The organism is Ruegeria sp. BB9, assembly GCF_056539345.1.
Window position 1 is genome coordinate 165,926 of sequence record NZ_JBQFUU010000003.1, and the last position, 26,161, is coordinate 192,086.

Below are 26,161 nucleotides of genomic sequence, written 5' to 3' on the forward strand. Positions count from 1 at the left end.
CGATGGCGCGCACCTCCAAGACCGGTGAGATGCTGCATCTGCGCGGCAATGCCCTGAGCAAAGGCGAACCGGTGGCGCTGCCGCTGACCCAAAGCAGCATGTTCCACCTGCCCGGCGCGCCGGACGGGCACCCGACCTATGGCCGTGTGGACAACCCGACCTGGACGCAGGTCGAGCATGTGCTGGCGCATCTCGAAGACGCACCCTGCCTGATCTTTCCGTCCGGCATGGGTGCAATTTCGGCGGCGTTGTTCGCCACCGTGCGGGCGGGGTCGCGCATCCTGATCCCGTCGGACGGGTATTATGTCACCCGCCTGCTGGCCGACCGGTTCCTCGCCCCGTTGAGCGTGTCGGTCGAAGAGCGCCCAACGACCGCCTTCGCGCAGGGCGGGTTCGACGGGTTCGATGTTGTCTTCGTCGAAAGCCCGTCCAACCCCGGGCTCGACATGATCGACCTAGCGCAGGTGGCCCGCGACGTGCGCGCAGCGGGTGGCATCACCATCGCCGACAACACGACGCTGACCCCGCTGGGACAGCGCCCGCTGGATCTGGGCATCGACATCGTCGTCGCCTCGGACACCAAGGCGATGGGCGGGCATTCCGACCTGCTGATGGGGCATGTGGCCAGTCGCGATGCCCAGATCGTGGAGCGGGTCGAAGAATGGCGCCGCGTCTCGGGCGCGATCCCCGGCCCGCACGAAGCCTGGCTGTTGCATCGCGGGCTGGAGACGCTGGATGTCCGGTTTGATCGCATGTGCAGCTCGGCGCAGGTTCTGGCCGAACGGCTGGCCGATCATCCGGCGGTCACACAGATCCGCTATCCCGGCCTGCCGTCGGACCCGTCCCATGATCTGGCCCGCAAACAGACCACGCGGTTCGGCTTTCTGCTGACGATCACGCTGGCCTCTGAAGACCAGGCCGAAGGGTTCATCAATAATTGCCCGCTGCTGCGCCCGGCCACGTCATTTGGTGGCGTGCACAGTTCGGCCGAGCGGCGCGCGCGTTGGGGGGATCAAGTCGATCCCGGATTCGTGCGACTTTCGGTCGGGTGCGAGCCGGTGGACGAGCTGTGGCAGGCTCTGAACGACAGCCTGACTGCACTGGCCTGAGCCTTATTTCTTGGGCTCGCGCAGTTCGGTGAACACATAGATCGGCAGCAGAACCCCCGCGATCAAGGCGCCCAGCCACACCAGCAGCGTCGCCGCCAGCAGGTTCGAGATCCCGCCCACGGTCAGCCCTGCGGCGACCAGATCGGTGATCAGCAGGCCCACGAATGTGACCACCAGCGCGATGCCGCCCTTCAGCGCCGGCACGTTCTTTTCCCCGATCTTCAGGATCAATGGCTCGGCCACGACCTGAACCAGGGTGAACACGATCACCACCACGATGAAGGACACCGGTTTGATCGAAAAGCCGGTCAGCAACAGGCTGGCCAGCAACAGACCGATGGCATTGCCCGCCAACAGGGCCAGGGCCGACTTGATTCTGCGTGACATGCGTTTGACTCCATCCGCAACAGTTCGAAACATGCGGATATTATCAGGATGCCGGAATTTTTCGAGAAAATTCAATCTCCTCGGTATTCGGTCCTGTTGAAATTACATGACACGGCACAATCTGAAGGGTTAACTGCCAACAACATCCACTGGCGAACCCCATCAGAAACGAGAGATATATGAGCGACAATCCATATTCGGTCTTGGGCGTCTCGAAAGACGCCAGTGCCGCCGAAATCAAGAAAGCCTACCGGCGCATCGCCAAGGACTGCCACCCGGACCTCAAACCCGGGGACGCCAAGGCCGAGGCCAAGTTCAAGGCCGCCGCCGCAGCCTATGACCTGCTGAAGGACCCCGAAACCCGGGCAAAATTCGACCGGGGCGAGATCGACGCCTCGGGCCAGGAGCGCCCGCAGCAGCAATACTACCGCGAATATGCGGAAACCGCGGGCAACCCCTATCGCGCGGGTGGCGGGGTTGAGGACGACGACATGTCCGATATCTTTGCCCAGTTCTTCGGCAACCGTGGCAACGGTGGCTTCAGCGGGGGGCGTGCGCGCGAGTTTCATGCGCCCGGTCACAACGTGAACTACAGCCTGCAGATCAGCTTCCTGGATGCCGTCTTTGGCGCCACGCAAAAGCTTACCCTGCCCAGTGGTGACCGGATCGAGGTGAAGATCCCTGCCGGCATCACCGACGGCCAGACCATCCGCCTGCGTGGCAAGGGCGCGCCGGGCTATGGCGAGGGGCCGCCGGGCGACGCGCTGGTCACGATCCGCGTGGCCGAACACCCGGTGTTCAAGCGCGAGGGCGACGACATCCGCATCACCCTGCCGATCACCATCGACGAGGCCGTTCTGGGCGGCAAGGTCCCCGCGCCCACGATCGACGGCCGCGTGAACGTGACCGTGCCCGAGGGCACAAGCAGCGGCAAGACCCTGCGCCTGCGCGGCAAAGGCGTCAGGAAACGCGGCTCGGACAAACGCGGCGACCAGCTGATCGAGCTGAGCGTGGTGCTGCCCGACAAGATCGACGACGAACTGAAGCAGTTCATGCAGAACTGGCGCAAGTCGCACAGCTATGACCCGCGGAAAGGAATGCCGGCATGACCCGTTCTCTGACCGAAGCCGAACTGATCGAAGCCGTCCAGAACCTGACATCAGAGCGGTTGTCCCGGTTCCTGTCCGCCCGGATCGTGATCCCGCGCCAGTCCGACCAGGGGCTGGTCTACGAGCGGCTGGACATGGCGCGCCTGCAACTGGCTTGCGAGTTGGATGACCAGTACGAGATGGAGCCCGACGCCCTGTCGATGGTGCTGTCGCTGATCGACCAGATGCACGGCCTGCGGGCAGAACTGCGCGAGGTGCTGCGCGCCATCGACGCCCAACCCGACCCGGTCCGCAGCCAGCTGGTCGAACGGATCGGAACAGCGCGGTTCCGCCGCGGCTAGGACCTGTCTGCAAGGCAGGTTTGCCCTTCTGGACTCGGTGGTTTTGCCTTAGAAGGCGCCATCGATTCAGAACCGGGTGCTGCGATGACACGGACCAAGTCGGAATTGCTGATGCCTGCGGGCAATCTGCGCAAGCTGAAACTGGCCGTCCTGTACGGGGCGGATGCGGTGTATCTGGGCACGCCCGACATGTCCCTGCGCACCAAGTCCGAGTTTTCGCTGGACGAGGTGATCGAAGGGGTGGAGTTCTGCCACGCGCATGGACGCCGCGCCTATCTGACACTGAACCTGTTCTCGCACAACAAGGACATCCCCAAGCTGGATGAATACATCGACACCGTGCGCAAGGTACGGCCCGACGGGTTGATCATCGCGGACCCCGGCGTGTTCCAGTATGTGCGCGACCGCGCGCCCGAACTGCCGCTGCATATCTCGACCCAGGCCAATATCTGTTCGTGGCTGTCGGTGAAGTTCTGGCAGGATCAGGGGGCCGAACTGGTGGTGCTGGCGCGCGAGGTTTCCTACCCCGAACTGGTGGAAATCCGCGAGAAATGCCCCAACATCCGACTTGAGGCCTTCGTGCACGGCGCCATGTGCATGACCTATTCGGGCCGCTGCCTGCTGTCGAATTTCATGGCGGAACGTGGCGCCAACCAGGGCAACTGCGCCAATTCCTGCCGCTGGAACTATGCGCTGAAGCTGCGCCTGAAGGACGGCACCCATCAAGACCTGCGGATCACCGAGGAAAACGCCAACCTGTTCGAATTCCTGCTGGAAGAAGGCTGCCGCCCGGGTGAATTGATGCCGATCGAAGAGGATGATCGCGGCTCGTACATCCTCAATTCGCGCGATCTGTGCATCATGCCCAAGCTGGACGAATATCTGAAGATCGGCGTCGACAGTCTCAAGGTCGAAGGGCGCGGCAAGTCGGAATACTATGCCGCCATCGTCGCGCGCGCCTATCGCATGGCCATAGACGACTACTATGCCGACCCCGAGAACTGGGACCCGAAGCCGTATATGCGAGAGTTGGAGACCGTGGGAAACCGCGGCTACACGCTGGCCTTTCACGAAGGGCGGCTGACCAATTACGCGCATGATTACGAGCACACCGCGACCATCGCCCAGTGGGAATATGCCGGACTGGTGACCGACGTGACCGAGGATGCCTTCCTGGTCGAGGTGAAGAACAAGCTTGAACCCGGCGACGTGCTGGATTTCGTCTCGCCCATCTCGCGCGAGACGGTCCTGCTGCGCGTCTACGAATTTGAACGCGCCAGCGACGGCGCCAAGCTGGACGTGGTGCATGGCAGCACGAAAACCGTGATCCGCCTGCCGTTTTCCCTGTTCGATCACGAAGACCCCGACGACCTGCGCGCCCGTTTCCCGGTATATTCGGTCCTGCGCAAGGAACGCGCCCTGACCGACGAACATTGGAGCCGCATCCGTTTTGACAAGCTGGTGCAGGGGTTGGAAACTTCGGGGCGCGACAACCCTACCGCCTATGCCCGCCGCCGGGACCAACTGGTGGAGAAGATCGGCCAGGACGGCACCGCGCGCCGGTTCAAGACCAACCGCGTGGGCACCGAGGGCTGTTGCGGCAAGGGGTGCAACGGCTGTCTGATCTTCTGGCAGGATGACAAATACGCCCTGGCGCGCGAGGTTCTGTCGAAACGCAAGCAGGGAGAGCAGCTCAGCCGGCGCGAGGCCGCCGCCCTGAAGCTGCCCGGCGACGCGGCCCGCGATCAGTTGCCGACGCGGTAATCCTCGGGCACGAAGAACGTATAGTCGCGGTCGGCGACCGCTTCGTGGCAGACATGGCAATAGGCAACCGCCCCCGCGCGATCCCCCATCGTGTCGCCGAACAGCGATCCGTCGGGCATCACCATGACATAGCGCCAGTCGGCGGTGTCGGGGCTGCTGCCTTCAGGCAGTTTCTCCATCACGAACAAGGCGCCGGGATGCACCCGGCCCTCATCCGTGACGGTCATGCTGTCCTTGGCCAGAACCGAGCCCACGGGCAGCTTTTCACCCGGTTGCAAGGTGCCGTAATTGTGGGCCATCCGGTTGGCATAGCTGTTGACGTAGCGCTGCCCATGCGTGGCCGACAGGTACGGCGCGTCGTTGAACAACGGCCAGTTCTGATAATTCATCAGTTGATCCAGATGCGCGGTGGCATAGCCGCGATCCATCTGTTTCTTCAGGGTGCGATAATGCTGCCGCGCGTCTTCTTTGCTCAGGTCCGCCGGGTTCTCGATCGCCAGATGCGCCTCGGACTCGTTGGATTGCGCCCATGCAATGGCGACGCACGAGGCTACCAATGCTGCGGTCATGCAGATCGTGGACAGGTTCGTCAGTGCGTTCATGTTTTGGCCCACCCTGTTCAAGGCTTGCCTGAATTCCGCAGATTTCCCCGACAAATATGAGCGGACTGGACGAAACGCACCAGAACCGGACTGTCCAACTCACCGTCTTGTGCGCAGATTTTACGTGCGCGCAACCGCGCACCTCTCATGGATCAAGACTACCAAATCCGGCCGTAGAATCACACACCATTTGCCCGCGAACCCGCGGGCGTCAGATCAACCTTTCAGCCCGGCCTCGGCCTCGATCTGGCGGCGCGATTTGCGGGCGCGCTCGGTGGCCGATTTCAACTGGCCGCAGGCGGCCATGATGTCCTCGCCCCGCGTCTTGCGGATGGGCGAGGCATACCCGGCCTGATAGATGATGTTGGCAAAGGCCCGGATCCGGTTGTTCGAGCTGCGCTTGTAGGGCGCGCCCGGCCATTCATTGAACGGGATCAGGTTGATCTTGGCCGGAATGTCGTGGCGTTTGATGTGGTCGATCAGGCGATGCGCATCCTCGTCGCTGTCGTTCACGCCGTCCAGCATCACGTATTCAAAGGTGATCCGCTCAGAATTCGACGCGTTGGGATAGCTGGCCAGCGCCTGCAGCAGTTCCTCGATGTTCCAACGCTTGTTGATAGGGACCAGAACATCGCGCACCTCGTCCGTGGTGGCGTGGAACGAGATCGCCAGCAGGCAACCGATCTCTTCCGCCGTGCGGGCGATCTCGGGTACCACGCCCGAGGTCGACAGAGTGATCCGCCGGCGCGACAGGGAAATGCCCTCGGGATCCATCGCGATCTTCATCGCGTCGCGGACGTTCTCGAAATTGTACAGTGGCTCGCCCATGCCCATCAGCACGATGTTGGACAGCAGGCGCGTTTCGTTCTTGGGCGCGCCCGGGGTCGGCCATTCGTCCAGATCGTCACGCGCCATCATCACCTGACCGATGATCTCAGCGGCGGTCAGGTTGCGCACCAGCTTCTGCGTTCCGGTGTGGCAGAACGAACAAGTCAGCGTGCAGCCCACCTGCGACGAGATGCACAGCGTGCCGCGATCCTCTTCGGGGATGTAGACGACCTCGACCTCGTGCCCACCGGCGATGCGCACCAGGTACTTGCGGGTACCGTCCTCCGAGACCTGGCGGGTAACCACCTCGGGGATTTCGATCACGAAATGCTCGGCCAGCTGCGCGCGATAGGCCTTGGCCAGATTGGTCATCTGATCAAAATCGCGCACGCCCCATTGATAGATCCACTGCCAGATCTGGTTCACCCGCATCTTGGCCTGCTTTTCAGGCGTCCCATGTTCGATCAGAACTTCGCGCAGCCGGTCGCGGGTCAGGCCAACAAGGTTGATCTTTCCCTCGGGCAATTTGCGGGGAATGGTCATGACATCCTGGGTGATCGGCGCTTTGGCGGACATTGTGGTTCTCGGGCGTTCTGGCTTGGGATGCGCCTCTATATAGGAACGCCGCCAAAGATCAAAAGGATTCGTGAGAACCTGTCCGAATGTCAGTCGAGGAACCGCAACAGCTCGGTGACACGGGCCCGCCCCAACTCGACTCGGCACGAGGTGATTGCAATGCCAGTTCCGGATCCACCACCAAAAGACGCGCCAACTGCTTCGCACTGCGCATCGCGGTAAGTCTTCCAGGCTTCTTGAGAAGTCTCAAGCGCCGGCAAGGCGACAGCCCGGCCCGTCACTTCGTCCAGTTCCTTCGCCGCATCGACCGCGAACCCAAAGGCCACGACCAACGCGGCCTCGACATTGGTTTCGGCCCGACCGACGCATGTCCCGATCTCGACCTGAGATCCGGCATCGGCACATTCCAGCGCAGGGTCTGCAAATGCCGATACCGGAAGAAGAATTGCCACCCAAACCCAACGCATGTCCGTCTCCTCGCCTGTCTACCCACGGTTTCAGACAGAGCTTAGCACAGCGGCCAGGCTTGGGCACGATTTAGGTTCAGCGGGCGATCACACCCCGGCCTGCGGGATGTAACAGTCCTCGGCATCCAGTGTCTTGACCGGATCATTCGGGCCGCATTGCTCGCCCGTGACCGGATAGGTTTCGGTGGATTTCTCGCACGCGCTCAGAGTTGCTGCTGCAACAATCAGAACCGCAACAAGGGGTTTGGTCGACATGTCTGGACTCCTTCTTCGTTGTCTGAACCGATTGGTTCAGAAATCGAGTCCGTCAGCCTTGATGCGGATCAAGTTTTGGTGCGGACGTTGCGTAAACGGGCGGCACAAAAACGCAAAACCCCGCCATTTTGGCGGGGCATGAGATCTGGACTGGTTGGGCAGTTACTTGGTGCAGCGCTTCTCGGCGTCTTCGATGGCTGCGGTAAAGCCCAGCAACGAGAACGTGTCCTTGGTCTGGGTGCCGCGTTCGGATCGCGCAGTCAGCACGGCCTCGGTCCCGCGCTTCATCGCCGTGACGATCTTTGCATCATCCGTAGCGCTGGCGGGCCACGCCCACTCGCCCTCGGTGAACAGTTCGAACTCGGATCCGTCGATTTCCAGATTCACCGTGGACCCGGGGGCGAATGGGTAGCCTCCGGTGAATGTCACCTGACCTTTGACCTCGGCGTTGGGGCGATAAAACACGAACAGCAAAATGTCGCTGCGACGCACCGATACCACACGGCCACCGCGGGTATTCACGGTCTCCTTGGGGGCGGATACGCTCCAGCACTCGGTCGGATCGTCTTCGACGAACACGCTCCAATCAGTCTGAGCGGACACACGGTTCGTACTGGTCGCCTGCTGGGCGATCGCTGTCGTGGCCATCCCTGCCACACAAAGGCCCGCGCATACGCGGGCGAGCATTGTTTTCATTTGTTCAGCCTCCTAGCTCGACCCACACCTCAACTCCATCCCGGAAGGCCGCGAACCCTGACGGTCCGTCTGTTGCAGTTGCGCATCCGGATGATTGCCGACATACACACACTAACGCAGGTTTCGCCACAGGCGAAAGGGCGATTGGCAGAATTTTGCGCACATTCCGGAGGGACGACATGACGCAGCCAGTACCGATGACCGAACTGTGGCGCGGACCGCTGTTGGAGAGCCTTCATCTGGGCCATGCGGTGATCTGCGACGACAGCGGTCAGATCGTGCGCAGCTGGGGCGATCCGAACGCGGTGATCTATCCGCGGTCGTCGGCCAAGATGATCCAGGCGCTGCCGCTGATCACCTCGGGCGCGGCGGCCAAATACGGGCTGGGCTCCGAGCATCTGGCGCTGGCCTGCGCCTCGCACAACGGCGCGGCGATCCATACCGAGCGCGTGACCGCCTGGCTGGATCACCTGGGCCTGTCCGAGCCCGATCTGCGCTGCGGCCCGCAGGAGCCGGCCGACATGGCCGCACGCGACGGCCTGATCCTGGCCGACGACACCCCCTGCCAGATCCACAACAACTGTTCGGGCAAGCATTGCGGGTTCCTGACCCTGGCCCGGCACATGGGTGCAGGCCCCGAATATATCGAGATCGACCACCCCGTGCAGCAGGCCTGCCTGTCTGCCTTCGAAGAGACCACGGGCGAGGACAGCCCCTGTTACGGGATCGACGGCTGCTCGGCGCCCAATTTCGCCACTTCTCTGGTGGGACTGGCGCGGTCGATGGCGTGGTTTGCCTCGGCCGGCGACCGGTCGGACCGGGCCAGCGACGCGGCCCTGCAATTGACCCGGGCGATGGTCGCCCACCCCGAGCTGGTGGCGGGCGAAACCCGCGCCTGCACCGAACTGATGCGGGTGATGAACGGCCGTGCCGCGATCAAGACCGGGGCCGAGGCCGTGTTCGTCGCGATCATCCCGGAAAAGAAGATGGGTGTGGCGCTGAAGATCACCGATGGCACCACCCGCGCCAGCGAGTGTGCCATCGCCGCCATTCTCGTCAGCCTCGGCGTGCTCGAGGCCGATCACCCGGCCACGCGCAAATTCATGAACGCCACGCAATACAGCCGCCGCGGGCTGGAATGCGGCGTGATCCGCCCCGCGCCGGGTTTCCCCGGCTGAGGGTCACATCTCGATCTCGTGGATCTCGGCCACCTCGACCGAGCCCGAGCCGTTGACCACCATGGGGCAGCCCTTGGCCATGTCGGTGGCGGCTTCGATGCTGTCGGCCTTGACGACGGTAAAGCCCGAGGCCGGGTTCGGCCCGCCATTGCCGGCCACGCCATCGGCGCTGACGGTATGGGACTGGCCTACCGGGTTGCCGGGGATTTCCAGCGCCGGCCCCATGTTCTGGAACCACGCGCCCCAGGCGGCCATGGTGGCTTCGATCTCGGCCGGGTCGGTCGGCGTGGTGCCGCCGTGATAGACAAACAGGTACTGAGGCATTTTCTGGTCTCCCTTTTGGTCAGACGGGGTTGGCAAGCCGGGCTTCCAGCTTGCGCAGCGACGAAGTCCAGCCGCTTTCATGATTGGCCGAGACGTCGTCATCGCCCAGATCGCGGTGATCCAGGATCAGGCGCGCTCCGGTGTCGGTCGGCTCGACCGCCAGCTTCACATGGCTCTCGGCGCCGCGCTGGTCCTGGTCGTCATGCCAGCCCCAGGTGAACCCGACCGAGTTCGGTGGGTCCACATGGGTCACATGCCCGGACACCTTGAAACGCTGCCCCTCGCGATTGACCATGACCGAATACCACGGACCTAGGCGCGAGAAATCCAGATCGTGCTCCGGCACCTCGACCCCTTCGGGCCCCCACCACTGCAACAATCTGGTTCCGTCGCTGATCCAGGCGAACAGGGTTTCGGCGCTGACCGGAAAGTCACGCACCAGCTTCAGGTCGGCCATGAGGAGTCCTCCTGCAGAATGTCGCCCAGGCGGTTCAGGCTGGCCTCCCAGAACTTGCGTTTCGAGATGGTCCATTCGGCAATCGCCCGCAGCCCCTCGGAGCGGATCGAATAGATGCGCTGGGTGCCGTTCACGCGCTGGTTCACCAGCCCGGCCTGCCGCAGCACCTTCAGGTGCCGGGATATGGCCGCACCGGACATGCCCTTGCCTTGGGCAAGGTCGCCTGCGGGCAGTTCGCCCTGATCCATCAGTTGTTCAACGATCGTGAATCGGGTCGGGTCGGACAGGGCCGAAAAGGCATCGAGCAGCGTGTTCATGCCCATTGATTAACATGAATGTTAAACAATGGAAACCTGAAATCGTCGGATCAGCCCTGCGCAAAATCCGATCGGGCAAATCCCTGCAGATACAGCAGCGCGGTCAGGTCGCCATGGTTGATGCGCACGTCGCATTGCGCGGCGACCGAGGGTTTGGCGTGCAAGGCCACCCCCGTCCCGGCGCGGTCCAGCATGCCCAAATCGTTCGCACCGTCGCCCACGGCAATCACCTCGGCCTCGGAAATGCCCAGCCGGGCCGAGATCTGCTCCAGCGCCTCGACCTTGGCCTGGCGGCCTAGGATCGGGCGCTGCACGTCTCCGGTCAGCTTGCCGTCCTCCGCCAGCAGCGTGTTGGCGCGGTTCTCGTCAAAACCCAGCAACTCGGCCACGCGGGCCGTGAACGCGGTGAACCCGCCCGAGACCAGCGCGGCATACCCGCCATTGGCCCGCATCGTCGCGACCAGTTCGCGGCCGCCCGGCATCAAGGTGATGCGCTGGTTCAGCACCCGGTCGATCACCGATACGTCCAGCCCCTTAAGCAGGCCCACCCGCTCGGTCAACGCGCCTTCGAAATCCAGCTCGCCATTCATGGCGCGAGCGGTGATGTCCTTGACCCGCTCGCCCACCCCGGCCTCGTCAGCCAGTTCGTCAATGCATTCCTGCTGGATCATCGTGCTGTCCATATCGGCCAGCAGCATCTTCTTGCGGCGGCCCTCGGCCGGTTGCACCACCAGATCGACGCCCAGCTTCTGCAGATCGGCCCAGACATCCCAGCGGTTGGCCGGAACCGCCGGCAGGGCAAATTCGGCCGCTTCGTCGGGGCTCAGCCACTGGATGTCGCCCCCGCCCCAGGCATTGCGCAACGAGTCGATCAGCGCCCCGTCCAGCGACGGCGTCTTGGGGTTGGTCAACAGGGTGGCAACGTACATCTTGATCCTCCGGCAGCCTGACCTGCGCATATCGCAGGCGCAGCATTTCCGCCAGAGGCCAATTCCGCGCCGCTACCCCAGAATGCCTGGCAGGCGCAGCCCGTGTTCGCGGGCGCAGTCCTTGGCGATGTCATACCCCGCATCCGCATGACGCCACACGCCCGAGGCCGGGTCGTTCCACAACACCCGCTCCAGCCGCCGCGCGGCGTCCTCGGTGCCGTCGGCGCAGATCACCACGCCCGCGTGTTGGCTGAAGCCCATGCCGACCCCGCCGCCATGATGCAGGGACACCCAGGTCGCACCGCTGGCGGTGTTGATCAACGCGTTCAGCAGCGGCCAGTCCGACACGGCGTCGGACCCGTCCAGCATCGCCTCGGTCTCGCGGTTTGGGCTGGCGACCGAGCCGCTGTCCAGATGATCCCGTCCGATGACGACCGGTGCGCTCAGTTCTCCATTGGCGACCATCTCGTTGAAGGCCAGACCCGCACGGTGCCGGTCGCCCAGCCCGATCCAGCAGATCCGCGCGGGCAAGCCCTGAAACGCGATCCGCTCCTGCGCCATGTCCAGCCAACGATGCAGATGCTCGTTCTCGGGGAACAGCTCCTTCATCTTGGCGTCGGTCTTGTAGATATCCTCGGGGTCGCCCGACAGCGCGCACCAGCGGAACGGGCCGATGCCTCGGCAGAACAGCGGGCGGATATAGGCCGGGACGAAGCCGGGAAAGGCAAAGGCGTTCTCAAGCCCCTCGTCCTGCGCGACCTGACGGATGTTGTTGCCATAGTCCAGCGTCGGCACGCCCGCGTTCCAGAAATCGACCATCGCCGCGACATGCTGCTTCATCGAGGCGCGCGCGGCCTTTTCCACTAATTTAGAGTCTGTTTCCCGCTTTTCGCGCCATTGCGCCAAGGTCCAGCCCAAGGGCAGATACCCGTTGATCGGATCATGGGCGCTGGTCTGGTCGGTCACGATGTCGGGGCGCATCCCGCCGGCGGCCATGCGGCGGTAGATCTCGGGAAAGATCTCGGCCGCATTGCCCAGCAGACCCACGGACTTCGCCGCGCCCGCCTTGGTCCAGCGGTCGATCATGGCGAGCGCCTCGTCCAGCGTTTCGGCCTTTTCATCCAGGTATTTGGTGCGCAGGCGAAAATCGATGCTGTCAGGATTGCATTCCACCGCCAGACAGCAGGCCCCGGCGAAGACTGCCGCCAGGGGCTGTGCTCCGCCCATGCCGCCCAGCCCACCGGTCAGGATCCATCGCCCGGTCAGGTCACCACCATAGTGCTGGCGCCCGGCCTCGGCGAAGGTTTCATAGGTGCCCTGAACGATGCCCTGCGTGCCGATGTAGATCCACGACCCGGCCGTCATCTGGCCGTACATCATCAGGCCCTTCCGATCCAATTCGTTGAAATGATCCCAGGTCGCCCAATGCGGCACGAGGTTGGAATTGGCGATCAGCACCCGCGGCGCGTCCTTGTGAGTGCGGATGATCGCCACCGGCTTGCCGGACTGCACGATCAGGGTCTCGTCGGACTCGAGATCCTTCAAACTGGCCACAATAGTGTCGAAATCCTTCCAGGTTCGAGCCGCACGGCCGATGCCGCCATAGACCACCAATTCGTGCGGGTTTTCGGCAACGTCGGGGTGGAGGTTGTTCATCAGCATCCGCAACGGGGCCTCGGTCAGCCAGCTTTTGGCATTCAGGTCCGGCCCGGTCGGTGGAAAGACGTCACGGGTGTTCTTGCGCGGGTCACTCATTTCGGGGCTCCTTTTTCGGCCAGTGCGCCCGACAAGGCCAAGGCAAGCAGGCGGTCAAGCATCTCTTGCAGGTGCGGGCGCAGGCGTTCAGCCCGGTCCGCGCGCCAGGTCCAGGGCGGGGTCTCGTCCAAATAGGCGCGTTGGGCGATCTCCATCTGGATCGCATGTATACCCTTGTCTGGGCGGCCATAGTGCCGGGTGGTCCAGCCGCCCTTGAATCGGCCGTTCAGCACCGCGGTACAGCCCGACGCATGGGCCACGGCATCCACCGCATGCGCGACCTCGGGTGCGCAGGTGGTGCCGTCATTGGTGCCCGTGTTGAAGACCGGCAACTCTCCGTCGAACAGGAAGGGGATCAGGGACCGGATCGAGTGGCAGTCGAACAGGATCGCCACGCCATGCCTGGCCCGCACCCGCTCCAATTCTTCCTGCAACGCGGCGTGGTAGGGGGCGTGGAACTTCTCGCGCCTCTCCTCGATTTCATCTTCCGACGGCTTCTGACCTTCCAGCCATATGGGGCGCCCGTCGAAATCGGTCAGAGGCACCAGGGTCGTCGTGTTCTGCCCCGGATAGAGCGACACGTCCGCCGGATCGCGATTGGCGTCGATCACATAGCGGTGCACGCGGGACTGAACCACCGTCGCATCGCCCAAAAGCCCCTTATAGAGCCTGTTAATGTGCCAATCCGTGTCGGCCAACGCCCGACCGGTCTGGTTCAGGCGCACGTGGATCTCCTCGGGCACGAAGGTTCCGCCATGCGGTTGGCCCAGCACGATCGGGCCCTGCCCCCGCTGCACCTCGACCACGGTCATGCCGTCACCTCCGGCAGCGGTACGCCCAGCGCCCCCAGGATTGCGCCGCTGGCCACAAGATCCTTGGCCTGCTCCAGCTCCGGGGCTAGGTACCGGTCCTCCGCCAAAGGCGGGATATCGGCGCGCAGCCGCGCAATCACCCGCTGCAAGGGCGCGCTGGTGACCAGCGGGGCGCGGAACTCGACGCCCTGGGCGGCGCAGAGCAGTTCGATCCCCAGAATATGGTTCAGGTTTTTCACCATGCGCGTCAGACGCCGCGCCCCGTGGGCGGCCATCGAGACGTGATCTTCCTGGTTGGCCGAGGTGGGCGTGCTGTCGGTGACGCACGGATTGGCCAGATGCTTGTTCTCGCTCATCAGAGCGGCGGTGGTGACCTCGGCGATCATGAAGCCGGAATTCAGGCCCGGATCGGGGGTCAGGAATGGCGGCAGATCGAAGCTGAGCGTGGGATCCACCATCAGCGCGATCCGGCGTTGCGCGATGGCACCGATCTCGGACAGGGCCAGCGCGATCATGTCGGCGGCAAACCCCACCGGTTCGGCGTGAAAATTGCCGCCCGAGACGATCATGTCGGGATCGGACAGCACCAGCGGGTTGTCAGTGGCCGCGTTGGCCTCGGTCTGCAAGGTCGCGGCGGCCTGCCGGATCACGTCCATCGCGGCACCGGTGACCTGCGGCTGACAGCGAATGCAATACGGGTCCTGCACGCGGCTGTCGCCCTCGCGATGGCTTTCACGGATTTCCGAACCCTGCAACACGGCGCGCATGGCGCTGGCGGCCTCGATCTGGCCACGATGGCCGCGCAGGGCATGGATCTCGGGCTGCAGCGGCGCGGTGGAGCCCATGATGGCATCGGTCGAAACGGCCGAAACGACCAGCGCGTTCTGCGCCGCGCGCCAGCCTTCGAACAGGCCCGCCAAGGCGTAGGCTGTCGAAAACTGGGTGCCGTTGATGAAGGCCAGGCCCTCTTTCGGCCCCAGCTGAACAGGCTCTAACCCAGCTTTTTTCAAGGCTTGGGCGCCCGGCATGACCGTACCGTCCAGTTCGGCTTCGCCTTGGCCGATGACCACCGCCGTCATATGCGCCAGCGGCGCCAGATCCCCCGACGCCCCCACCGAGCCCTGCGCCGGGATCACCGGGGTCACGCCACGGGCCAGCATCTGCTGCAGCAGGTCCACCAGCGCCCACCGCACACCGGATGCGCCGCGCCCGAAGGACAACAGCTTGAGCGCCATCATCAGGCGCGCCAACCGCCGCTGCACCGCTGGGCCGACCCCGCAGCAATGGCTGAGGATCAGGTTGCGCTGCAGCGCCGAGGTGTCCTTGGCCGCGATCTTGAGGCTTGCCAGCTTGCCGAACCCGGTATTCACGCCATAGACAGGTTGATCACCGGCGGCGGCCTCGGCGATGCGGGCGGCAGCGGCCTCGACAGCCGGGCGACAGCCCTGATCCAGAACCACCGGCGTTTCGTTCCAGTAGATGTCCGCCAGTTGGGTCAGCGAGACCTGCCCTGGAACCAAGGTCAGGGCGCTCATACCTCCCCTCCGAAAATGCGTGCGTGCAGCGGGTTGAACCCGATCCGATAGGCCAGCTCGGCCGGGTGAGAGACGTCCCACACGGCCATATCCGCCCGCTGGCCCGGCGCGATCGAGCCGGCATCGGCCAGCCCAAGCGCGCGGGCGGCATTGCGGGTAACCCCGGCCAGCGCCTCGGCCGGGGTCATGCCAAACAGGGTGCAGCCCATGTTCATCGCCAGCAGCAGCGACGTCAGCGGCGAGGACCCCGGGTTACAATCGGTGGCCAGGGCCATCGGCACCCCGGCCTTGCGGAACAGGTCGATCGGCGGGACCTGCGTTTCCCGCAACGTGTAGAACGCGCCGGGCAGCAGAACCGCGGTCGTTCCAGCCTCGGCCATGGCAGCCACCCCGGCGGCGTCCAGATATTCGACATGATCGGCTGACAGGGCGCCATAGGACGCCGCCAGCCGGGCCCCGCCCAGATTTGACAATTGCTCGGCATGCAGCTTGACCGGCAGCCCCAGGTCACGTGCGGCGTCGAACACCCGCGCGATCTGAGTCGTATCGAAGGCGATGCCCTCGCAGAACCCGTCGACCGCGTCGACCAGCCCCTCGGCATGGGCCGCGCGCAGGGTCGGGATGCAGACCGTATCGAAATAGGCGTCTGCACGCCCTGTGAATTCGGGCGGCACTGCATGAGCGCCCAGAAAGCTGGTCCGGACCCGCACCGGGCGCTGCTTTGCAATTTCTCGGGCCGCGCGCAACATGCGCAGCTCGGTGTCCTGATCCAGTCCATAGCCGGACTTGAGTTCAATGCAGGTCACACCCTCGGCCAACAGCGCGTCTATGCGAGGCAGTGCCTCATGGATCAGGTCCTGCATACTGGCGGCGCGTGTGGCTGTGACCGTCGACAGAATCCCCCCTCCGGCGCGCGCGATCTCCTCGTAGGTTGCCCCGTTCAGCCGCATTTCGAACTCAACCGCCCGGTTGCCCCCGAAAATCGCATGCGTGTGCGGATCGATCAGGCCCGGAGTGATCAACCGATCTGCAAAATCGACGATCGGCCAGCCGGCGTGATCCGGCGGCAGATCTCGGTGCGGCCCGATCCATTGGATCCGGCCCGATGAAACAGCAATCGCCGCGTCTTCGACCAAGCCATAGGACGCACCCCCATCCGCCATGGTTGCGACCCGCCGACAACAAATCACCGAATTTCTGGTCATCGCGATTCTTTTGGACTCCCCTCGGGTTTCAATTTTTCGTATACGTGTAAAAAATTAAAGTCTACACAAAAAGAAGCACTGATGCCGATCCATGCCAAAACCGCCTTGTTAGGCTCTGACTGGGTTTCGAACCTGAGGGTCGAAACTGCGAATGGCGTCATCACCGGATTGGAGATCGGCGCGCGTCCGCAGTCGGCCGACACCAGCGTTGATGTCCTGCTGCCAGCCTTGTCGAACCTGCACAGCCACGCGTTTCAGCGCGCCATGGCCGGTATGACCGAGTTTCGCGCAGCCGGGCGGGAAAGCTTCTGGTCCTGGCGAAATCTGATGTACCGCTTTCTGGACAGGTTGACGCCCGCGCAGATGGAGGCCATCGCTGCGCTGGTGTTCCTTGAGATGCAGGAGGCCGGATATGCCGCGGTCGGGGAATTCCACTATGTGCATCACCAACCCGGCGGCGCGCCCTACGACCAGCTTTCCGAGCTGAGCCAGCGTATCTTCGCAGCAGCTTTGCGGACGGGAATCGGTCTGACCCATTTGCCGGTTCTCTATTCCTACGGCGGCGTCCGGCAAGAGCCCCTGTCTGGCGGCCAGTTGCGGTTCGGCAATGACGTAGACCGGTTCATGGACCTGTATCACGAATGCCGGTCGGCTGCCGCAGATCTTGCCGCGGACACGGTGGTCGGCATCGCGCCGCATTCCTTGCGCGCCACCTCACCCACAGACTTGGCCCTGCTGCTGGCGCAAGTTCCGGAGGGTCCGGTTCACATCCATATCGCCGAACAGGTGAAAGAGGTCGAGGACGTGCAATCCGCTTTGGGCCAACGCCCGGTCGCCTGGCTTCTGGACAATGCCCAGGTCGATTCACGCTGGTGTCTGATCCATGCTACCCAGATGAACGACGCCGAAACACGGGCTCTGGCGCGTTCGGGGGCCGTGGCCGGCCTGTGTCTGATCACAGAAGCCAACCTAGGCGACGGGATCTTCAACGGAGTGCCCTACCTTGAAACTCAAGGACGGTTCGGTGTCGGATCAGACTCTAACGTGCGGATTTCTCTGCCAGAGGAGTTGCGCAGTCTGGAATACTCCCAGCGCCTTCGCGACCGATCCCGCGCGGTTCTGGCGGCAGCCAACGGTTCCGTGGGACATGCGTTGTACACCGGCGCGGCACAAGGCGGGGCGCAGGCTCTGGGCCGCAATGCCGGAAAGATCGCGGTCGGCAAACTGGCCGACCTGGCGGCGGTTGACCGGTCGCACCCGACGCTTTGCGCGCTGGCGGATCATCAACTTCTGGACGGCTTGTGCTTTGCCGCACCCGATGGTCTGGTAACGGATCTGTGGTCGGCGGGCCGTCATATGGTGCGGGATGGCAGGCATATTGCGCGCGAGACGATAATCAGAGACTACAGAGCCGCGATTGCAGACCTGTTGACCGACGTCTGAACCGGCAAAGAACTGAGTTGAGATCAAGATGACCCAGACCGCTGACACGACCGGCTACAAGGAAATCAAGCAGACTGTGCTTGACCGCATCCGCTCGGGCCAGTGGCTGCCGGACATGTTGCTTCCCAACGAGCAGGACCTTGCGGTCGAATTTTCGTGCACGCGTACCACGGTCAATCGGGCACTGCGCGAACTGGCCGAAGAAGGATTTCTGGAACGCCGCCGCAAGGCCGGTACCCGGGTGCTGAGCGCGCCCCAAAGACAGGCCCGGTTCACCATCCCGCTGGTCCGGGAAGAGGTCGAAGCTCTGGGCGGCACCTACCGCTATGCACTTGTCTCGGCCCAAGCCGATCAGGCACCCGAATGGCTGGCCGCGCGGCTGGCGCTGGGTTCGGATCGGCGGGTGATTCATGTGCGGTGTATGCATTTTTTGGACAACACCCCGTTTCAGTTCGAAGATCGCTGGATCGTTACGGCCAGCGTCCCGGCTGTCGAACAGGCTGATTTCTCGACGCTGGGACCCAATGAATGGCTGATCCAGACGGTCCCCTTCACCAATGTCGAGCTGTCTTTTCTGGCAAGCCGCGCCGATGCCGAACTGGCCGGGTTTCTGGACGTAACGGTTGGGGAGCCGGTTTTTACCGCGGAACGTATCACTTGGTTGCAAGGCAGCCCGGTTACCTTCGCCAAGATGTATTTCGCGGCAGGCTACCGGATGACCACCCGGTTCTGAGGTTGTCCGGGCCTTTACCGCGGCCCGAATCCGGTACAGGTTCGCCTTGACCGAACAACGGCAACACGGAGAACGGGATGAGCAACCCGCTATACGATCGACTTTTCGGCATTCACGCGGGCAAGACAACGCCGTTCCTGCATCTGCCGGACGGACGCGTTCTCTCACATGCCGATTTCCTGGACATGGCGGCCCGGATCGCCAACGCTTTGACGGCCTGCGGACTGGAACCTGATGACCGCGTTGCGGTGCAGGTCGCGAAATCGCCCGAGGCACTGGCGCTTTACGCAGCCTGCGTTCAGGCCGGGCTGATCTTTCTGCCGCTGAACACCGCCTACACGACAGACGAGCTGCGGTATTTCATCGAAAACAGCGGTGCTCGGATGGTTGTCGCGGATGCCAATTCACAAGCCGATATCGAGCCGATTGCCCAAGCGCAGAATGCAATGCTCGAAACCCTGAACGCGGACGGTTCCGGCAGCCTGATGCGGCGCGCACTTGGGATGTTGCCAGCCTTCGAACCCGCGCACAGGACCGAGGATGACCTGGCGGCCTTCCTTTATACTTCGGGCACCACCGGGCGGTCCAAAGGCGCCATGCTGACGCAGGCGAACCTGCTGTCGAACGCCGAAACGCTGGTGCAGGAGTGGCGCTTCACCGCGGACGACGTGTTGCTGCACGCGCTGCCGATCTTTCACACCCATGGCCTGTTCGTGGCCACCAATGTCATGCTGCCGGCCGGCGGGTCGATGATCTTTCTGCCGGGCTTCGATCTGGACGACATCCTGCGCCTGATGCCCAAGGCGACCTCGATGATGGGGGTGCCGACCTTCTATACCCGGCTTCTGGACGACGACCGATTCACCGGGGACCTGGCACGGCACATGCGGCTGTTCATATCCGGTTCGGCGCCGCTGCTGGCCGAAACCCACACGCGGTTCGAGGACCGCACCGGCCACCGGATCCTGGAACGCTATGGCATGACCGAGACCAACATGAACACCTCGAACCCCTATGAAGGCGAGCGCCGCGCCGGGACGGTGGGCTTTCCGCTGCCGGGGGTCGAGTTGAAGATCACCGACCCCGAAACGGGCGAGCCGCTGCCACAGGGCGAGATCGGCATGATCGAGGTGCGCGGGCCGAACGTGTTCAAGGGTTATTGGCAGATGCCCGAGAAAACCGCCGCCGAACTGCGCGAGGACGGGTTCTTCATCACCGGCGATCTGGGCCGCATCGACGCGGATGGCTATGTGCAAATAGTGGGACGCGGCAAAGACCTGATCATTTCGGGCGGATACAACATCTATCCCAAGGAAATCGAGCTGGTTCTGGATGACCAGCCCGGCGTGCTGGAAAGCGCGGTGATCGGCGTGCCGCACCCGGATTTCGGGGAAACCGTGCTGGGCATCCTGGTGCCCGAGGTCGGCGCGGCACCGGATCTGGATGCGATCATGGAGGCGGTGAGCAAAAGCCTTGCCCGTTTCAAACATCCCCGCAGGCTGATCCTGCTGGACGAACTGCCCCGCAATACGATGGGCAAGGTGCAGAAAAACGTTCTGCGTGAGACCTACAAGGACATGTTCGCGGGCGGCTGATCAGGGGCGCAGCGGCACGCGTCCGGCTTCGGTCAGCAGCCAGCAGTCGCGCCCCTCGAACACGGCAACCCCGGTTTGGCGGGCGTAGCCTGCGCCGCTGTCCAGGTTGATGCGGTTCCCGTAATGGGCGGGGCGGTCCACCACCGTGTGGCCATGCACGATCAGCTTGGGGTGCGGGGTTTCGCAGGCGTGAAAACTCTGACGGATCCAGACCAGATCGTCTTCGGCCTGCGCGCTCAGCGGCACGCCCGGCCGGATGCCGGCATGGACAAAGGCAAGCTCGGGGGTCTGATGCATCCGCACCAGGTCACGCAGAAATGCCTTGTGCGCGGTCGGCACCGCCGCAAGGGCCGCGCGATGCACATCTTGCAGCCGGGTGCGGTCCTCGAATTCGACGCCATAGCTGCGCAGGGTTTCGGTGCCGCCCAGCCGCTCGTGCAGCCAGTGGTACCCGACCAGAAGATGCGGATCATGGCGCGGCTCATCCTGCAGGAACCACGCGAACATGCGGTCATGGTTGCCCAGCAGCGTGACCCAGTTCCGCCCGGCGTCGCGCCCGGCAATCAGCCGGTCCAGCACGCCCTTGCTGTCGGGGCCGCGATCGACGTAGTCGCCCAGAAACACGATCCGCGCATCGCGCCCGCCATCCTGCTCGATCAGCGACAAGGCGCGGTCGAACTCGGCCGTCTGGCCGTGCAGATCTCCGATGGCGTAGATGGGCGCAGTCATGTCCATGTCTCCGTTCCGGGCCGGGTTGGATTTGCGGGCCTTTGCAACGACAACGCCTGCACCGGGTGGGTGCAGGCGTCAATCGCTTTCATCCGGGTCTTGCCGGATCAGACCACGTCGAACTCCAGCGGCTTGATCTGGGTGAACAGCCCGGTTTCAGCCAGCTTGGCGCGGGCTTCGGCCGGAACCGGCTCGTCAACATACAGCAGCGCGATCGCTTCGCCGCCCGCCTGGGCGCGGCCCAGGGTAAAGTTGGCGATGTTCACGCCATGCTCGCCCATGGTCTTCCCCAAGGTGCCGATGATGCCCGGCACGTCCTCGTTGGTGGTGTACAGCATGTGCGCGCCGACCTCGGCATCGATGTTGATGCCCTTGATCTGGATGAAGCGCGGCTTGCCGTCGCTGAACACGGTACCCCCGATCGAGCGTTCGCGCTTGTCGGTCACCACGGTCACCTTGATATAGCCCTCGAAGGCGCCCGATTTGTCCTGGTTGGTGGTCGAGATCTTGACGCCGCGCTCTTTGGCCACGACCGGGGCCGAGACCATGTTCACCTCGGGGTTCGAGCGTTTCATGATCCCCGCCACCACCGCGCAGTTCAGCGCGGCCAAGTTCATCTGCGCCGCCACGCCATCATACAGGATGTTGATCGCCTTGATCGGCTCGTCGGTCATCTGGCCGATGAAGCTGCCCAGATGGCCGGCCAGCTTGATCCACGGGCCCATGACCTTGGCCTCTTCGGCGGTGACGCTGGGCATGTTCAGCGCATTCTCGACCGCGCCGGTCAGCAGATAGTTCGAGATCTGCTCGGCCACCTGCAGCGCCACGTTTTCCTGCGCTTCGGTGGTCGCCGCGCCCAGATGCGGGGTGCAGACCACGTTGGGCAGGCCGAACAGCGGGTTTTCCTTGGCCGGTTCCTCGCTGAACACGTCGAACCCCGCGCCGGCGACATGGCCGGATTTGATCAGTTCGGCCAGCGCCTCTTCGTCGACCAGACCGCCGCGGGCGCAGTTGATGATACGCACGCCCTTCTTGGTCTTGGCCAGATTCTCGCGGCTGAGGATGTTGCGGGTCTGGTCGGTCAGCGGCACGTGCAGGGTGATGAAATCGGCCCGTGCCAGCAGCTCGTCCAGCTCGACCTTTTCCACGCCCATCTTGTCGGCCTTCTCCTGGCCAAGATAGGGGTCATAGGCGATGACCTTCATCTTGAGGCCCTGCGCCCGATCGCAGACGATGCCGCCGATATTGCCGGCGCCGATCACGCCCAACGTCTTGTTGGTCAGCTCGACCCCCATGAATTTGGACTTTTCCCACTTGCCCGCATGGGTGCTGGCATTGGCCTCGGGGATCTGGCGCGCCACAGCGAACATCATCGCGATGGCGTGCTCGGCGGTGGTGATCATGTTGCCGAACGGCGTGTTCATCACGATCACGCCCTTTTTCGAGGCCGCGTCCTTGTCGATATTGTCAGTGCCGATACCAGCGCGGCCGATCACTTTCAGCTTGTCGGCCTTTTCCAGGATCTTCTCGGTGACCTTGGTGGCCGAGCGGATGGCCAGGCCGTCATAGTTGCCGATGATCTCGGCCAGCTTTTCCTTGTCCTTGCCCACGTCGGGCATGAAATCCACGTCGATGCCGCGGTCGCGGAAGATCTGAACCGCGGTTTCGCTGAGCTTGTCGGATACGAGTACTTTGGGGGCCATGTGCGTGGTCCTTGAATGGGATGATAACTCCGGGCCGGACACGGCCCGGATCTTCTAAGGGAAAGGGGTCAGGCGGCTTCGGCCTGGGCCGCGATCTCGGCCTCGAATGCCCATTTCAGCCAGGGCAGCATCGCCTGGATGTCGGACGTCTCGACCGTGCCGCCGCACCAGATGCGCAGCCCGGCCGGCGCATCGCGATACGCGCCGATGTCCAGCGCCACGTTCTCGGCCTCCAGCCGCTTGGCGACCGCCTTGGCAAAGCTTGCGCCGTCGCGAACACGCGGATCGGTGAATTTCAGGCAGACGCTGGTGTTCGACCGCGTGGCCGGGTCCTCGGCCAGGTTGTCGATCCAGTCGTTCTGGTCGCAAAACTCAAAAATCGCCTGAGCGTTGGCATCGGCGCGGGCGATCAGGCCCTGCAGCCCGCCGACCGAGCGCGCCCAGTCCAGCGCGAACAGGTAATCCTCGACCGCCAGCATCGACGGCGTGTTGATGGTTGCGCCGGTAAAGATGCCCTCGATCAGCTTGCCACCCTTGGTCAGGCGGAAGATCTTCGGCAGCGGCCATGCGGGGGTATAGCTTTCCAGCCGCTCAACCGCGCGGGGGCTGAGGATCAGCATGCCATGCGCGGCCTCGCCACCCAGAACCTTCTGCCAGCTGAAGGTGGTGACATCCAGCTTGTCCCAGGGCAGGTCCATCGCGAAAGCGGCGCTGGTGGCGTCGCAGATGGTCAGGCCGGCGCGGTCATCGGCGATCCAGTCGCCATTCGGAACCCGCACGCCCGAGGTGGTCCCGTTCCAGGTAAAGACCACGTCATTGTTGAAATCGATGGACGCCAGATCGACGATCTGCCCGTAGTCGGCGGTTTTCACCTCGGCGTCGATCTTCAGCTGTTTGACTACGTCGGTGACCCAGCCCGCGCCAAAGCTTTCCCAGGCCAGCATCTCGACCTTGCGTTCGCCCAGCAGCGACCACAGCGCCATTTCCACCGCGCCTGTATCCGAGGCCGGAACGATGCCGATGCGATAGTCGGCCGGAATGCCCAGCAGCTCGCGCGTGCCTTCGATGGCGGCCTTCAGCTTGTCCTTGCCGACGGCGGCGCGGTGCGACCGGCCCAGCGCGGCATCGGCCAGCTTGTTCAGCTCGAATGTGGGGGGTTTGGCGCAAGGGCCCGAGGAAAAACGCGGATTGGCCGGCCGCGTTGCCGGTCGTTCGATGGTCATTGGTGTTACCCTTCCAGATATACGCCCCTCGTTGGGGAGGGGTGTCCCGCGGCCAGACCTAGGGGGCCGCGGATGGGCGGGCAAGCGGAAAAGACGCTTTGAATATCAAAAACGACACGGGCGGTGACGCCAAATCGGAACACAGGTTTCCGATCGGCGCATTTTGCACCCGCAGAAAGACCTCAGCGATCCAGCCGGACCGTTTCACCCGTGGCAAGCGATTGCTGTGCCGCCAGCCCCATGCGCACGGCCCACATGCCGTCGGTCAGGCTGACATCCGGGGCGTCGCGCTCACCGCGCACCAGTGCCAGAAAGCCCTGGTGCTGATAGAAGGTCGAGCCGTTGTGGTCGCCCGCCGCCAGCAGGAGCGGATCGACGGGAATGTCGCGGGCGATCGGGCCCTTGGGGTCGCGCGGGCTGACGATCAACTGCGGCACCGGCGGCGCGCCCAGATGTTCGGGCCAGAACCGGCCCGGCCCGGGCACCAGTGCCTCGATCTTGGCCTTGGGGCCGATGACCGAGATTTCCTCCTGATACCGCGCGCCCTCGGCGAACATGCACAGCTCCAGCATCGCGCGCGCGCCCGAAGCGAAATCGACGATGACATAGCCGTGGTCCAGGATGTCGGGGGTTTCCCCGTCATAGGTTTCGTCCAGATGGTTCACGGCCTGCCCGCCGCTGGCACTGATGCGCACCGGGTCGGATTGCAGGATCAGGCGCATCAGGTCGAAGAAATGACAGCATTTCTCGACGAAGGTGCCGCCCGTGTTGCGGTTGAACCGGTTCCAGTTGCCGACCTTTTCCAGAAACGGAAAGCGGTGTTCGCGGATGCTCAGCATCTTGACCCCGCCGCTGGTGTCCTGCGCCTCGGCGATCAGGGCGGCGATGGGCGGCATGTAGCGATATTCCATCGCCACCCAGATCGGACAGGGATAGCTGCGCTCGATCTCGGCCAGACGGGCCGCATCGTCGGGGTTGGTGAACAGCGGCTTTTCCACCAACAGGGGCAAGGGACGCGTTTCGGCGATCTGGGCGATCTGATCCACATGCAGATGGTTGGGGCTGGCTATGACCAGGCAGTCCAGCGCCTCGACCGCCAGCAGATCCTGCAGCGACGGCACCATCCTGGCCCCCGGCGCAATCGCCTGCGCGGCGCGCGCCATCTCGGGGTCGGGCTCGAAAATGGCGGCCACTTGCGTGCCCTCCAGCAGGGCGATGTTGTGCAGGTGTTCCTGCCCCATCATGCCACATCCGATCAGCCCGTAATTCATGGTCCGGGTCATGCGCGTTTCCTCGTCATTTCAGTCGTTGGACGTAAGTTGCCCGGTCCGGGTCGAACCAGGTTTTCGAAAACTCGACGGGTTCAGGCCGTTCCGACCAGCTGAACCGCTCGATGTAACCGACGGTCTCGCCCGCCGGCCGGGTGAAGTGCGCGGGGGTCCAGTCGGGCAGCCGGCCGACCGAAACCCGATCCTCGGCGCGGGTGATCCAGAACCCAAGCTGCTGCTGGTAATAGCGATAGAGCGAGTCCGACAGCAGCCGCCGGTCGATCAGACCGGCTGATTCGTCCAGCCAGATCTCCTCGACCGCGATGATTGTGTCATTCAGATAGCGCATCCGCCGCACGCGCGACCCGCGCCGTGAGGTGCCGAAATCGGGCAGGTCGGCGGGCTTGTCCAGGTGATCGACCGACAGGATGTCAGCGCGCGGCAGGCCGCCGCCCTCGGGCAGCTCCAGCCGGAACATGGCATAGACGCTGTTCTGGGTCCCGGTCTCGCGCACGTAGTTGCCCGAGCCCTGGATCCGCTCGAGCATCCCCTTTTTTTCCAGCTCGGCGAGCGATTTTCGCAGCGTCCCGACCGAGACGTTCAACTGCGCCGCCATGTCCCGCTCGGGCGGCAGACGCTCGCCGTCGATCAGCCGGCCGGCGGCGATGTCGCGGATCAGCAGCTCGGCGATCTGCACATAGATCGGCAGGGCGTTGGGGTTTCTGGTGGATGGGGGCACGCGGGCGCTTCACTTGGTCGCAGAAAAAATTGATACACTATTGATCTACATCAATGTGGTTGCTACGCAAGAGAAAAGTTGA

The 26,161-nt window shown here is 63.7% G+C and carries 27 protein-coding genes; 8 read left to right on the forward strand and 19 right to left on the reverse strand.

Annotated elements, in window-relative coordinates:
• The first annotated feature begins 2 nt into the window (after positions 1–2).
• Positions 3–1,109: a cystathionine gamma-lyase gene (locus tag ACR0FC_RS11675; RefSeq protein ID WP_170341227.1), complete on the forward strand. Its 1,107-nt coding sequence runs from the start codon at positions 3–5 to the stop codon at positions 1,107–1,109.
• 3 nt (positions 1,110–1,112) lie between these two features.
• Here the strand turns inward: ACR0FC_RS11675 and ACR0FC_RS11680 are convergent, their stop codons facing one another.
• Positions 1,113–1,496: a hypothetical protein gene (locus tag ACR0FC_RS11680; protein WP_093964407.1), complete on the reverse strand. Its 384-nt coding sequence runs from the start codon at positions 1,494–1,496 to the stop codon at positions 1,113–1,115.
• A 179-nt stretch (positions 1,497–1,675) separates the two neighbouring features.
• Here ACR0FC_RS11680 and ACR0FC_RS11685 point away from each other — a divergent pair, with 179 nt between their 5' ends.
• From ACR0FC_RS11685 to ACR0FC_RS11695, 3 genes are all read left to right on the forward strand, one after another.
• The gene (locus tag ACR0FC_RS11685; RefSeq protein WP_170341226.1) at positions 1,676–2,605 is read left to right on the forward strand and encodes a DnaJ C-terminal domain-containing protein; all 930 of its coding nucleotides are present in this window, start codon (positions 1,676–1,678) and stop codon (positions 2,603–2,605) included.
• Positions 2,602–2,946 carry a hypothetical protein gene (locus tag ACR0FC_RS11690; RefSeq protein ID WP_170341224.1) on the forward strand — a complete coding sequence of 115 codons (345 nt, stop codon included), beginning with the start codon at positions 2,602–2,604 and terminating at the stop codon, positions 2,944–2,946. The genes ACR0FC_RS11685 and ACR0FC_RS11690 overlap by 4 nt, the downstream gene beginning before the upstream one ends.
• Positions 2,947–3,030: 84 nt before the next feature.
• A complete protein-coding gene (locus ACR0FC_RS11695; protein ID WP_170341222.1) occupies positions 3,031–4,710 on the forward strand; it encodes a U32 family peptidase in 1,680 nt (559 codons plus the stop codon).
• On the opposite strand, the gene ACR0FC_RS11700 is transcribed toward ACR0FC_RS11695, so the two are convergent.
• From ACR0FC_RS11700 to ACR0FC_RS11720, 5 genes are all read right to left on the reverse strand, one after another.
• Positions 4,692–5,312 (reverse strand): cytochrome P460 family protein, encoded by a 621-nt coding sequence (locus tag ACR0FC_RS11700; protein ID WP_254437809.1) that lies wholly within the window; start codon positions 5,310–5,312, stop codon positions 4,692–4,694. The genes ACR0FC_RS11695 and ACR0FC_RS11700 overlap by 19 nt on opposite strands.
• 216 nt (positions 5,313–5,528) lie before the next feature.
• Positions 5,529–6,716, reverse strand: coding sequence for a dual-specificity RNA methyltransferase RlmN (gene rlmN, locus ACR0FC_RS11705; RefSeq protein WP_093964202.1), 1,188 nt, complete (start codon positions 6,714–6,716; stop codon positions 5,529–5,531).
• A gap of 89 nt (positions 6,717–6,805) precedes the next feature.
• Entirely contained in the window at positions 6,806–7,183 is a 378-nt protein-coding gene (locus tag ACR0FC_RS11710) for a lysozyme inhibitor LprI family protein (RefSeq protein WP_170341218.1), read from the reverse strand.
• 87 nt (positions 7,184–7,270) lie between these two features.
• Positions 7,271–7,438, reverse strand: a complete 168-nt coding sequence (locus tag ACR0FC_RS11715; RefSeq protein WP_170341216.1) for a hypothetical protein — start codon at positions 7,436–7,438, stop codon at positions 7,271–7,273.
• Positions 7,439–7,600: 162 nt separating this feature from the next.
• Entirely contained in the window at positions 7,601–8,134 is a 534-nt protein-coding gene (locus tag ACR0FC_RS11720; RefSeq protein WP_170341214.1) for an invasion associated locus B family protein, read from the reverse strand.
• Positions 8,135–8,313: 179 nt separating this feature from the next.
• On the opposite strand from ACR0FC_RS11720, the gene ACR0FC_RS11725 reads away from it, so the two are divergent.
• Positions 8,314–9,312 (forward strand): asparaginase, encoded by a 999-nt coding sequence (locus ACR0FC_RS11725; RefSeq protein ID WP_170341213.1) that lies wholly within the window; start codon positions 8,314–8,316, stop codon positions 9,310–9,312.
• A gap of 3 nt (positions 9,313–9,315) precedes the next feature.
• Here ACR0FC_RS11725 and ACR0FC_RS11730 read toward each other — a convergent pair whose 3' ends face one another.
• The 8 genes from ACR0FC_RS11730 to hutI all read right to left on the reverse strand — a co-directional run bounded on the left by ACR0FC_RS11730 (position 9,316) and on the right by hutI (position 16,646).
• A complete protein-coding gene (locus ACR0FC_RS11730; protein ID WP_170341211.1) occupies positions 9,316–9,636 on the reverse strand; it encodes a YciI family protein in 321 nt (106 codons plus the stop codon).
• A 19-nt stretch (positions 9,637–9,655) separates the two neighbouring features.
• The gene (locus tag ACR0FC_RS11735) at positions 9,656–10,093 is read right to left on the reverse strand and encodes an SRPBCC family protein (protein ID WP_170341210.1); all 438 of its coding nucleotides are present in this window, start codon (positions 10,091–10,093) and stop codon (positions 9,656–9,658) included.
• Positions 10,081–10,410: an ArsR/SmtB family transcription factor gene (locus ACR0FC_RS11740; protein WP_170341208.1), complete on the reverse strand. Its 330-nt coding sequence runs from the start codon at positions 10,408–10,410 to the stop codon at positions 10,081–10,083. Before ACR0FC_RS11740 ends, ACR0FC_RS11735 begins: the two co-directional genes overlap by 13 nt.
• A 50-nt stretch (positions 10,411–10,460) precedes the next feature.
• The gene (serB, locus tag ACR0FC_RS11745; RefSeq protein WP_170341206.1) at positions 10,461–11,339 is read right to left on the reverse strand and encodes a phosphoserine phosphatase SerB; all 879 of its coding nucleotides are present in this window, start codon (positions 11,337–11,339) and stop codon (positions 10,461–10,463) included.
• Between the two features lie 72 nt (positions 11,340–11,411).
• A complete protein-coding gene (hutU, locus tag ACR0FC_RS11750) occupies positions 11,412–13,094 on the reverse strand; it encodes a urocanate hydratase (protein WP_170341205.1) in 1,683 nt (560 codons plus the stop codon).
• Positions 13,091–13,906 carry an N-formylglutamate deformylase gene (hutG, locus tag ACR0FC_RS11755; protein WP_170341203.1) on the reverse strand — a complete coding sequence of 272 codons (816 nt, stop codon included), beginning with the start codon at positions 13,904–13,906 and terminating at the stop codon, positions 13,091–13,093. The genes hutU and hutG overlap by 4 nt, the downstream gene beginning before the upstream one ends.
• Positions 13,903–15,441, reverse strand: a complete 1,539-nt coding sequence (gene hutH / locus ACR0FC_RS11760) for a histidine ammonia-lyase (RefSeq protein ID WP_170341202.1) — start codon at positions 15,439–15,441, stop codon at positions 13,903–13,905. The genes hutG and hutH overlap by 4 nt, the downstream gene beginning before the upstream one ends.
• Complete coding sequence (gene hutI, locus ACR0FC_RS11765; RefSeq protein WP_170341201.1) at positions 15,438–16,646, reverse strand: imidazolonepropionase; 1,209 nt, start codon at positions 16,644–16,646, stop codon at positions 15,438–15,440. The genes hutH and hutI overlap by 4 nt, the downstream gene beginning before the upstream one ends.
• Positions 16,647–16,727: 81 nt before the next feature.
• Here hutI and ACR0FC_RS11770 point away from each other — a divergent pair, with 81 nt between their 5' ends.
• The 3 genes from ACR0FC_RS11770 (at position 16,728) to ACR0FC_RS11780 (ending at position 20,417) form a co-directional block, all read left to right on the forward strand.
• Entirely contained in the window at positions 16,728–18,089 is a 1,362-nt protein-coding gene (locus tag ACR0FC_RS11770; protein ID WP_170341199.1) for a formimidoylglutamate deiminase, read from the forward strand.
• A 28-nt stretch (positions 18,090–18,117) separates the two neighbouring features.
• A complete protein-coding gene (locus ACR0FC_RS11775; protein WP_170341198.1) occupies positions 18,118–18,822 on the forward strand; it encodes a GntR family transcriptional regulator in 705 nt (234 codons plus the stop codon).
• 77 nt (positions 18,823–18,899) lie between these two features.
• Positions 18,900–20,417 carry a malonate--CoA ligase gene (locus ACR0FC_RS11780; protein ID WP_170341197.1) on the forward strand — a complete coding sequence of 506 codons (1,518 nt, stop codon included), beginning with the start codon at positions 18,900–18,902 and terminating at the stop codon, positions 20,415–20,417.
• Here the strand turns inward: ACR0FC_RS11780 and ACR0FC_RS11785 are convergent, their stop codons facing one another.
• The 5 genes from ACR0FC_RS11785 to ACR0FC_RS11805 all read right to left on the reverse strand — a co-directional run bounded on the left by ACR0FC_RS11785 (position 20,418) and on the right by ACR0FC_RS11805 (position 26,079).
• On the reverse strand, positions 20,418–21,146 hold the full coding sequence (locus ACR0FC_RS11785) for a metallophosphoesterase family protein (protein ID WP_170341195.1): 729 nt from the start codon (positions 21,144–21,146) through the stop codon (positions 20,418–20,420).
• A 107-nt stretch (positions 21,147–21,253) separates the two neighbouring features.
• On the reverse strand, positions 21,254–22,849 hold the full coding sequence (serA, locus tag ACR0FC_RS11790; RefSeq protein ID WP_170341193.1) for a phosphoglycerate dehydrogenase: 1,596 nt from the start codon (positions 22,847–22,849) through the stop codon (positions 21,254–21,256).
• Between the two features lie 68 nt (positions 22,850–22,917).
• Complete coding sequence (locus tag ACR0FC_RS11795) at positions 22,918–24,072, reverse strand: phosphoserine transaminase (protein ID WP_170341192.1); 1,155 nt, start codon at positions 24,070–24,072, stop codon at positions 22,918–22,920.
• A 182-nt stretch (positions 24,073–24,254) separates the two neighbouring features.
• Positions 24,255–25,355 (reverse strand): Gfo/Idh/MocA family protein, encoded by a 1,101-nt coding sequence (locus ACR0FC_RS11800; protein WP_170341190.1) that lies wholly within the window; start codon positions 25,353–25,355, stop codon positions 24,255–24,257.
• A 13-nt stretch (positions 25,356–25,368) separates the two neighbouring features.
• The gene (locus ACR0FC_RS11805; protein ID WP_093964188.1) at positions 25,369–26,079 is read right to left on the reverse strand and encodes a GntR family transcriptional regulator; all 711 of its coding nucleotides are present in this window, start codon (positions 26,077–26,079) and stop codon (positions 25,369–25,371) included.
• Positions 26,080–26,161: the final 82 nt, after the last annotated feature.

Coding starts and splice junctions, on each gene's coding strand:
- ACR0FC_RS11675 (WP_170341227.1), top strand. CDS start 3: ATGGCGCGCACCTCCAAGACCGGTGAGATGCTGCATCTGCGCGGCAAT.
- ACR0FC_RS11680 (WP_093964407.1), bottom strand. CDS start 1,496: ATGTCACGCAGAATCAAGTCGGCCCTGGCCCTGTTGGCGGGCAATGCC.
- ACR0FC_RS11685 (WP_170341226.1), top strand. CDS start 1,676: ATGAGCGACAATCCATATTCGGTCTTGGGCGTCTCGAAAGACGCCAGT.
- ACR0FC_RS11690 (WP_170341224.1), top strand. CDS start 2,602: ATGACCCGTTCTCTGACCGAAGCCGAACTGATCGAAGCCGTCCAGAAC.
- ACR0FC_RS11695 (WP_170341222.1), top strand. CDS start 3,031: ATGACACGGACCAAGTCGGAATTGCTGATGCCTGCGGGCAATCTGCGC.
- ACR0FC_RS11700 (WP_254437809.1), bottom strand. CDS start 5,312: ATGAACGCACTGACGAACCTGTCCACGATCTGCATGACCGCAGCATTG.
- rlmN (WP_093964202.1), bottom strand. CDS start 6,716: ATGTCCGCCAAAGCGCCGATCACCCAGGATGTCATGACCATTCCCCGC.
- ACR0FC_RS11710 (WP_170341218.1), bottom strand. CDS start 7,183: ATGCGTTGGGTTTGGGTGGCAATTCTTCTTCCGGTATCGGCATTTGCA.
- ACR0FC_RS11715 (WP_170341216.1), bottom strand. CDS start 7,438: ATGTCGACCAAACCCCTTGTTGCGGTTCTGATTGTTGCAGCAGCAACT.
- ACR0FC_RS11720 (WP_170341214.1), bottom strand. CDS start 8,134: ATGAAAACAATGCTCGCCCGCGTATGCGCGGGCCTTTGTGTGGCAGGG.
- ACR0FC_RS11725 (WP_170341213.1), top strand. CDS start 8,314: ATGACGCAGCCAGTACCGATGACCGAACTGTGGCGCGGACCGCTGTTG.
- ACR0FC_RS11730 (WP_170341211.1), bottom strand. CDS start 9,636: ATGCCTCAGTACCTGTTTGTCTATCACGGCGGCACCACGCCGACCGAC.
- ACR0FC_RS11735 (WP_170341210.1), bottom strand. CDS start 10,093: ATGGCCGACCTGAAGCTGGTGCGTGACTTTCCGGTCAGCGCCGAAACC.
- ACR0FC_RS11740 (WP_170341208.1), bottom strand. CDS start 10,410: ATGAACACGCTGCTCGATGCCTTTTCGGCCCTGTCCGACCCGACCCGA.
- serB (WP_170341206.1), bottom strand. CDS start 11,339: ATGTACGTTGCCACCCTGTTGACCAACCCCAAGACGCCGTCGCTGGAC.
- hutU (WP_170341205.1), bottom strand. CDS start 13,094: ATGAGTGACCCGCGCAAGAACACCCGTGACGTCTTTCCACCGACCGGG.
- hutG (WP_170341203.1), bottom strand. CDS start 13,906: ATGACCGTGGTCGAGGTGCAGCGGGGGCAGGGCCCGATCGTGCTGGGC.
- hutH (WP_170341202.1), bottom strand. CDS start 15,441: ATGAGCGCCCTGACCTTGGTTCCAGGGCAGGTCTCGCTGACCCAACTG.
- hutI (WP_170341201.1), bottom strand. CDS start 16,646: ATGACCAGAAATTCGGTGATTTGTTGTCGGCGGGTCGCAACCATGGCG.
- ACR0FC_RS11770 (WP_170341199.1), top strand. CDS start 16,728: ATGCCGATCCATGCCAAAACCGCCTTGTTAGGCTCTGACTGGGTTTCG.
- ACR0FC_RS11775 (WP_170341198.1), top strand. CDS start 18,118: ATGACCCAGACCGCTGACACGACCGGCTACAAGGAAATCAAGCAGACT.
- ACR0FC_RS11780 (WP_170341197.1), top strand. CDS start 18,900: ATGAGCAACCCGCTATACGATCGACTTTTCGGCATTCACGCGGGCAAG.
- ACR0FC_RS11785 (WP_170341195.1), bottom strand. CDS start 21,146: ATGACTGCGCCCATCTACGCCATCGGAGATCTGCACGGCCAGACGGCC.
- serA (WP_170341193.1), bottom strand. CDS start 22,849: ATGGCCCCCAAAGTACTCGTATCCGACAAGCTCAGCGAAACCGCGGTT.
- ACR0FC_RS11795 (WP_170341192.1), bottom strand. CDS start 24,072: ATGACCATCGAACGACCGGCAACGCGGCCGGCCAATCCGCGTTTTTCC.
- ACR0FC_RS11800 (WP_170341190.1), bottom strand. CDS start 25,355: ATGACCCGGACCATGAATTACGGGCTGATCGGATGTGGCATGATGGGG.